Annotated in this window: 5 protein-coding genes and 3 pseudogenes; 3 read left to right on the plus strand and 5 right to left on the minus strand. The window is 72.5% G+C overall.

Annotated elements, in window-relative coordinates; genetic code table 11:
* Positions 1-1,305 (minus strand): annotated as a pseudogene (locus KPL57_RS67455) (PhoH family protein); the annotation flags it as partial.
* Between the two features lie 205 nt (positions 1,306-1,510).
* Positions 1,511-2,842, minus strand: a complete 1,332-nt coding sequence (locus tag KPL57_RS27350; protein ID WP_226353683.1) for a hypothetical protein — start codon at positions 2,840-2,842, stop codon at positions 1,511-1,513.
* A gap of 491 nt (positions 2,843-3,333) precedes the next feature.
* Here KPL57_RS27350 and KPL57_RS27355 point away from each other — a divergent pair, with 491 nt between their 5' ends.
* The gene (locus KPL57_RS27355; RefSeq protein WP_226353684.1) at positions 3,334-3,534 is read left to right on the plus strand and encodes a hypothetical protein; all 201 of its coding nucleotides are present in this window, start codon (positions 3,334-3,336) and stop codon (positions 3,532-3,534) included.
* 385 nt (positions 3,535-3,919) lie between these two features.
* Here the strand turns inward: KPL57_RS27355 and KPL57_RS27360 are convergent, their stop codons facing one another.
* Positions 3,920-4,690, minus strand: a complete 771-nt coding sequence (locus KPL57_RS27360) for an isoprenyl transferase (protein WP_060714866.1) — start codon at positions 4,688-4,690, stop codon at positions 3,920-3,922.
* Positions 4,691-4,806: 116 nt separating this feature from the next.
* On the opposite strand from KPL57_RS27360, the gene KPL57_RS27365 reads away from it, so the two are divergent.
* Entirely contained in the window at positions 4,807-5,433 is a 627-nt protein-coding gene (locus tag KPL57_RS27365) for a hemolysin III family protein (RefSeq protein WP_226353686.1), read from the plus strand.
* A gap of 24 nt (positions 5,434-5,457) precedes the next feature.
* On the opposite strand, the gene KPL57_RS27370 is transcribed toward KPL57_RS27365, so the two are convergent.
* Both KPL57_RS27370 and mca read right to left on the minus strand, forming a co-directional pair.
* On the minus strand, positions 5,458-5,751 hold the full coding sequence (locus KPL57_RS27370; protein ID WP_226353685.1) for a hypothetical protein: 294 nt from the start codon (positions 5,749-5,751) through the stop codon (positions 5,458-5,460).
* A 90-nt stretch (positions 5,752-5,841) separates the two neighbouring features.
* Positions 5,842-6,718 (minus strand): annotated as a pseudogene (gene mca / locus KPL57_RS27375) (mycothiol conjugate amidase Mca).
* A 544-nt stretch (positions 6,719-7,262) separates the two neighbouring features.
* Between mca and greA the strand changes: the two are divergent.
* Positions 7,263-7,750: pseudogene (gene greA, locus KPL57_RS27380) on the plus strand (transcription elongation factor GreA).
* Positions 7,751-7,922 lie beyond the last annotated feature (172 nt).

A 7,922-nucleotide genomic window follows, 5' to 3' on the forward strand; every position in this document is an offset into this window, starting at 1 on the left:
GCGACGTCGTGGGTGAGCACGACGCGCGACGCCGTCCCGAGCCGGGACAGCACCGTGAGCAGCACGTGCGCTCCAGCGACTGTGCCTCGTCGACGATCACGAACGTGTCGTGCAGCGACCGACCGCGGATGTGGGTCAGCGGCAGGACCTCGAGCAGGCCGCGGGCGATGACCTCGTCGATCACGTCCTGGCTGACATCGCCCCCAGGGTGTCGAAGACGGCCTGCGCCCAGGGCTGCATCTTCTCGACCTCGCTGCCGGGAGGGTAGCCGAGATCCTGTCCGCCGACGGCGTAGAGCGGCCGGAAGACCACGATCTTGCGGTGCTGCCGTCGCGCTCCAGCCCGCCTCCAGGCCCGCGCACAACGCGAGCGCCGACTTGCCCGTCCCGGCGCGTCCGCCGAGGGACACGATCCCGACCTCGTTGTCAGCAGCAGGTCCAGCGCGATCCGCTGCTCGGCGGAACGGCCGTGCAGCCCGAACGCCTCCGTCCCCCGCGCACCAGCTTGACCCGCTTGTCCGCGGTGACCCGCCCGAGCGCGTTCGACGCCCCGATCAGCCGCAACCCGTGTTGCAGGGCAGGTCGCGGGCCTCGTCGTGGTCGATGACGCCGTCGCGGAACAGCGCGTCGACGTCCTCGGCGGTCACCTCCAGGTCGGTCATGCCGGTCCAGCCCGAGAACAGCACGTCCTGGCCGTGGTACTCGTCGGCGTCCAGACCGACCGCGGCGGCCTTGACCCGCAACGGCATGTCCTTGTGACCAGCGTGACGTCCGGCGGCACGGACGGGTCCGCCTTCAGGTTCAGCGCACAGGCCAGGATCCGCGAGTCGTTGGAGTCGGTGCGAAACCCCAGGCCGGCAGGACCGTGGGGTCGGAGTGGTTCAGCTCGACGTGCAACGTGCCGCCGGACTCCCCGATCGGCACGGGTGTGTGCGTCGAGACGGCCGTAAATGACGCGCAGCTCGTCGAGCTGGCGCAGCGCGGTCCGGGCGAACCAGCCCAGTTCGGGGGTGGTGACGCTTGGCCTCCAGCTCACTGATGACGACGAGCGGCAGGACGACCTGGTGCTCGTCGAAGCGCTGCAGGCGACACACGGGTCGGACAGCAGCACGGACGTGTCGAGCACGTAGCAGCGGGGTGGTACCTGCGGTGCGTCCCCGACGGACCCCTGCGTGGTGCGGGGGTCGGGTCGGTGAGGGCGGGACGACGATCGGTCACGGTGCTCCCTCGCAGGCGCGGCACCGCACCTGCTCTGCGTCGGGCCCGGCCGGCCCTGGTGCGGGCCGCGACGACGCGGAGGGACCATGGCGGTCCTCCGGCCGGCACGCCCGCGAGGGCGGGTGCCGGCCCTCTCGGTGCGTGTGACACCACTCCAGGGCCTCCCGAACGGGCCGCATCGGGTACAGCCCGTCGACATGGACGCTACTAGTGGTCACCCTCGTGCGGTCAATAGCAACGCTCCGTCGGATCGCGACGTTTGACCCCTGATGGAAACAGTCGTAACGTGCCGTTCATCGTGTGATCAGTACCGTCGGCGTCGAGTCGGGTAGAGACACTCGTTCGGCTGCGAGCCGTTCGAGCTCAGTCAGGGACCGGCGTACGGAGCAATCCGACCGCTGCCGGGGGTGGTCCGACTCGATCCGGACCGCGTCCGCTGCCACCGTCCGGTGACCAGATCCGACGGCAGGACCGGGGGGTGTCGAGCAGGGCCGCCAGCGCAGCGGCCGGACCGTCCGGGGCCGCGGCGAGCCGGGCGGACACGAGCGGGCCGCCCTCGGCGTAGGGTGACCGGGTAGGTGCGCCACCATGGGGATGGTCGAGGAAGTCGAGCATCCGCCGCGCCGGTCGTCGTCGACCAGCAACCATCGGGCCAGGTGGGCGAGCACCGCGTCGGGGCCGGCGCCGTCGACGTGGCGCATGAGTGCGGCGTCGAGCCGGACCGGCCGAGCAGGTCCAGCTCCCGTTCGATCCGCTCCGCGGCGGCCGGGCCGTCGAGGTGCACGCCGACGCCCGCGAGGACACGTTCGGCGACCGGGCCCCAGCCGGGGCCGGGCACCACGTCGACGGCGGCCTCCGCCGCACCCTCCGCGACGAGCCCCTGCGGGCTGTGGACCAGTCGCAGCGCCAGCTCCGGGTGGTCGCGCCGACGCGATCTCGGCCCGGCAGTACTGCAGGTGGTGGCCGGGGTAGACCTCGTGGGCGAGCAACGGCAGCAGCGACCCGGCGCGCACCCGGCCGGTCGTCGCGACCGAGACCCGGCTGTGCAGCCCGCCGCGGTAGCGGGTGAACGCCGTCCAGGGACGCGCGCCGACGAGGCCGACGTCGGCGTGCTCGCCGGCCGGGAGCCCCAGCGTGTCGCGGGTGCGGCCGCGCAGCTCCGCGACGACGGCGGCGACCGCGTCGGCCAGCCGGTCGGCGGGGACGACGTCGGCGGCCCGGTGGTCCCGCATCCGGGCGGCCAGCGGTCCGCGCCCGGGCAGCACCGCTGCCAGCCTGCGGTGCGCCTCGTACAGCTCGTCCGGCTCGCTGCGGCGCGGGACCACCCCGAACAGGTCGCGGACCTGCTCGAGGTAGCCGACGTCGTCGCCGGCGAGCAGCCGGGCCCGGCACCGCAGCGCGACCAGCAGCGCCTCGAGGTACCGGCGACGGCCGGCCGGGAGTTCCGCGGCCGCGACCTCCGCACGCAGCCGTCCGGCCGTGACGACCAGGGCCGCCGGGTCCTGGAGCGGCTCCGCGGCCACCCGCCGGGCGATCGACGGGTACGGCGGCGGCCCGTCCAGCACCCCCGGCCGCAGCCGGTCCAGCCGCGACGCGAGCTCCGCCGTCGCGTGCAGCAGGTCCACCCCCGGAGCGTAGGCGGCCCGGAACCGAACGACCGCGAGGGCGGCCGGTAACGCGTCCGTTCGGACGTATCCGGCCAGCAGGTGCACAATCCGCGGACGGCGACGGCTCAGACGCGCGGGCCAGAACAACCTATTTGGGGAGTATCGGAACCGTCAGTGAAGTGTACCCCGATAGGGTCACGAGATTTGTTTCGTCGGAATAACACCGGTAGCTCTTCAGGCAGTCGGTACGGGCTCCCCCTCGTCAGCGTGCCGGCACGCGTGAGACCGGCTTCGGGCGGACTCGAGACTCAACAGGAGAAAACTGTGCTGAAGAAGGCTGGAATCGTGGTTGCGGCCTCCGCCGCGTCCCTGCTCGCCCTGTCCCCGCTCGCCTTCGCCGGCGACAAGGCGGCGACCACGGCCACAAGGGCGGCCACCACGGTGCCGAGAACGTCATCGACAAGGACGCCAAGGGCCTCATCGCCGGCCTGAACGGCAACAACCTCAACGTGCCGATCCAGGCCTGCAACAACAACATCCCGGTCAACGTGCTGGGCGTGCAGGTCCCGGTCGAGGACGCCTCCGCCCTCAACGGCCTCACCGGTGCCCTGGGCATCCTGGGCGACGCCAAGGCGAAGTCCGGCGACTCGGTCACCGACCAGTCCGACAACTGCGGCCAGGAGGCCGGCGCCGGCGACTCGATCGGCTGATCTCCTCGCAGATCTGAGAATGCCCCGGAGCTTCTGCTCCGGGGCATTCTCGTGTGTCACCCCGGACACCCGCCGGAGTGACCGGAATTCCGCCGGGTCACCGTTCACCGCGTCCGCGCGGCCGTGTTCACTCCGTCGTGTCGAGGCCACCGATACCGATCCGATTCACCAGTGGCGTGATCACGCTCCGTACATGCGGCGGCCGTCCTCCTCCCGACACGCTCCCGAGCGCACGACGGTGCCGGACGTGCCGGACACCGGGCCACGCACGCCGCACGCCGGACACCGGACACCGGACACGCCCGACAGGTGGAACAAGCCGAGCCGGAGCAGGGCGGTGCGCTGAGCCCGCTCGCGTTCGCGGGTGAGCACGGTCGATCCGAGTTCATCCGCCGAAACGTCGGTGTCGCGCGCCGAAGTCGCGCAGGGCGCGCAGGAAGTCGACGCGGCGGAACTCGGGCCAGTAGGCCTCGCAGAACCAGAACTCCGAATGGGCCGACTGCCACAGCAGGAACCCCGACAGACGTTGCTCACCGCTGGTCCGGATGACGAGGTCCGGGTCGGGCTGACCGGAGGTGTAGAGGTGCTCCGCGATGTGGTCGACGTCGAGCGACTCCGCGAGCTCCTCGATCGTCCGTCCCGCCTCCGCCTGGGTCAGCAGCATCTTGCGGACGGCGTCCGCGATCTCCTGCCGGCCGCCGTAGCCGACGGCGACGTTCAGCTGGATGCCCCCGCGGTCGCTGGTACGGGCGACCGCCGCGGTCAGCCGGTCGGCCAGGCTGCTCGGCAGCAGCTCCATCGCGCCGACCACCCGCAGCCGCCACGGCGTGTCCGGGCCGGAAAGGTCGTCGACGACCCCGGCGATGATCTCCAGGAGGTCCTTGAGCTCCTCCGGGGAGCGGGTGTCCAGGTTGTCGGTGGACAGCAGGAACACCGTGACGACCTCGACGCCGGCCTCGGAGCACCAGCCGAGCATCTCCGCGATCTTGGCCGCGCCGGCGCGGTGCCCCTCCGCGGGGTCGACCAGGCCGGCCTCCCGCGCCCAGCGGCGGTTGCCGTCGAGAATGAGCGCGACGTGCCTGGGCCGCTCGGCCCCGGCGATCTGACGCAGGATCCTGCGCTCGTACACCGTGTAGAGCAGGTCTCGGAGGGCCACGTACACGGAGCCTAGTCCCGCGTGTGGCGTTCGTCCGCCGGACGGGACCCCCGCCGTCTCGGCCCGTAACGTCGGGGCGCGTGAGCATCGCCCCGTCCGTCCCGCTCAAGCCCCGTATGCGGGGCTGGCTGCACCTGTGGAGCCTCGTCGGTTCCGTCTTCGCGTGCGCCGCACTGATCAGCGTCGCGGGGGCACTCGTCGGGACCTCCGCGGCCGTGGCCACGGCCGTCTACACGCTGACCACGTTCGGCCTGTTCGGGATCAGCGCGCTGTACCACCGGCACACCTGGGCCGACCCGGCCCGGCGACGGCTGATGAAGCGCCTCGACCACTCGATGATCTTCCTGTTCATCGCGGGCACCTACACGCCGGTCTCGGTGCTGGCGCTCCCCGCGGCGACCGCCACCTGGGTGCTCGCCGTCGTCTGGGGCGGGGCACTCGCCGGGGTCGCACTCAAGCTCGCCGGGCCGACCGCGCCGGCCTGGGTGGGGGTGCCGATCTACATCGCGCTCGGGTGGGTCGCGGTGTTCGTGCTGCCCGGGCTGCTGGCCGGAGGCGGGGTCGCCGCACTCGTCCTGCTGCTCGCCGGCGGGGCGCTCTACACCGTCGGCGCGGTCATGTACGCGCTACGACGGCCCGACCCGTGGCCCGCGACGTTCGGTTACCACGAGTTCTTCCACGCCGCGACGGTCCTGGCCTGGGCGTGCCACCACGTCGCGATCTGGCTGGTCCTGCTGCGCTGACCCGCGCTCCCGCGGGTCGGCGACTCAGGAGCGGGCCGGTCCGGGCTCGCCCCGGTCGGTCGCGGCCGGGTCGGATCCGCCCTCGGCGGTCCCCTCGCCGTCGAAGGACTCCGGGAGGCGGGTGATGCGCTTGCTCATGTTGCGGATGAGGAAGACCGTCGCGAGCAGCAGGAGCAGCACGATCGCCAGCCCGGCCGGCGCCGCGTTGCCGAACTCCGGCAGCTGCCCGGGGGGCGGGGGACGGTCCTGCATCGGGACGAGCAGGCCCATCACGACCTGGTTCACCACAGCCGTCACGTTCTCGACCTGCACCGCCACGCGCCTCCGTACTCCGGTTCCCGGGTCACCGGCACCGTCCCGGAGCTGCGGGACGGTCCGGTGGCCAGGCTACCCGCGGGGCCCGCGCCCTCAGCCGGCGCGGCGGCGCTCCCCGCCGACCTCGACGGGGATGCCGGCGAACAGGTCGTCCTCCGGGATCTCGGTGTCGACCAGGGAGTGGACCAGCTCGTAGTCCTCGGTGGGCCAGACCCGGGCCTGCACCTCGAGCGGGGTGAAGAAGAACCTGCTGTTCGGGTCGATCTGGGTGGCGTGCGCGCGCAGCGCGTCGTCCCGCCGGCCGAACCAGTCCGAGCACGGGACCCTGGTGGTCACCCGGGTGCCGGGGTCGGGCCGGTCGCTGGTCCAGTTCTCCAGCCACTCCGCGTACGGCGACTCCTGGCCGGACTCGACGATCGCGTTGTGGAAGGCCTCCAGCCGGGCCTTGGAGAAGCCGTGGCCGTAGTAGAGCTTCAGCGGCTGCCACGGGGCGCCCGCCTCCGGGAAACGCGCCGGTCGCCGGCGGCCTCCCACGCGGCCATCGAGATCACGTGGGTGCGGATGTGGTCCGGGTGCGGGTAGCCGCCGTTCTCGTCGTAGGTGACGAGGACGTGCGGGCGGAACTCGCGGATGACCTTCACCAGTGCCGCGGTCTGCTCCTCGACGTCACCCAGGGCGAAGCAGCCCTCGGGCAGCGGGGGCTTCGGGTCGCCCTCGGCAGGCCGGAGTCGACGAAGCCGAGCCAGACGTGCTGCACGCCGAGGATCTCGGCGGCACGGGCCATCTCGTCCCTGCGGACCGCGGTCATGTTCTCCAGGACGTCCGGCCGTTCCATCGCGGGGTTCAGGATGCTGCCCCGCTCGCCACCGGTGCAGGTCACGACCATGACCTCGTGCCCCTCGTCGACGTACCGGGCGGTGGTCGCCGCGCCCTTCGAGGACTCGTCATCGGGGTGGGCGTGCACCGTCATCAGCCGGGGACGCTCGCCGGGCGCCGGCAGCTGGACCGGGCGCGGGGCGGACGGGGTGTACTGCGTAGCCATCGGGGCGGGTTCCTCCACGGTCACCGGACTCGGGTCCCGCGCCGGTGGTCTGCCGGCGGCAGGCGGCGAGGCGTGCTCAGGGACGATCCTGGCAGAGAGGACCGACAGGAACCGCGCCGAGCACGGGCACCGGAATCCGCAACGCCGTCGCCGGCGCCATCTGTTCCCGCCGGTGGACCCGTCTGCGACGGGCGGTTGCCGCCGGTGGGGACGGTACGGCGGCCCTGCCGTCGTCGACCCCACTACCTGCGAATACTCCTCCCGCGGGAACTATCCGGGACCCGCACCCGTTCACCGAAAGGCTGCGACGAGCGGCACGCTCCGTGGTAAGGTGAGCCCCACACGACCCGCAGGCGGGTCGTGTTTTTCCTTACTCGGGGCGTGCTGCTCGGAGCCGCCACCCCCGTGTGCCCGCCGGGCGCCAGGCGTCCCGGCGGCGACACGTCCTGCTTTCCTGGAGGAGTTGATGACGGTGACGGACACCCAGGCCACCTGGCTGACCCAGGACGCCTACGACCGGCTGAAGCCGAGCTGGACGGGTTGATCGAGAACCGGCCCGTCATCGCCGCGGAGATCAACGCCCGCCGCGAGGAGGGTGACCTGAAGGAGAACGGCGGCTACCACCCGCCCGCGAGGAGCAGGGCCAGCAGGAGGCCCGGATCCGTCAGCTGCAGGAGCTGCTGCGCACCGCCAGGTCGGCACCGCGCCGTCCAGCTCCGACGAGGCCTCCCCCGGCACCGTGCTCGAGATCCGCTACGAGGACGACGGACGAGGCCGAGCGGGTCCTGCCTCGGCTCCCGCGAGGAGGGCAGCCACGGCGACCTGCAGGTCATCTCGCCGCACTCCCCGCTCGGCGCGGCGCTGCTCGGTGCGAAGCCGGGTGACACCCGCGAGTACCAGCTGCCCGACGGCGGGACCATGAAGGTGACGCTGGTGTCGGTGGAGGCCTTCACCGGCTGATCCACACCCACCCGCGGAACGGGCCCGGCCGGTCGGCCGGGCCCGTTCGCGTGTCCGGGCGGGTCACGGCGTGGCGACCGCGTGCCCTGCCTCGCGCAGGTCGGCGACGATGGCGTCGCGGTGCTCGGGCCCACGCGTCTCCACGCTGAGCTCGACGTCGACCTCCCCGACC

This window comes from Pseudonocardia sp. ICBG601 (assembly GCF_020496245.1).

Coding starts and splice junctions, on each gene's coding strand:
- KPL57_RS27365 (WP_226353686.1), top strand. CDS start 4,807: ATGCGGGGCTGGCTGCACCTGTGGAGCCTCGTCGGTTCCGTCTTCGCG.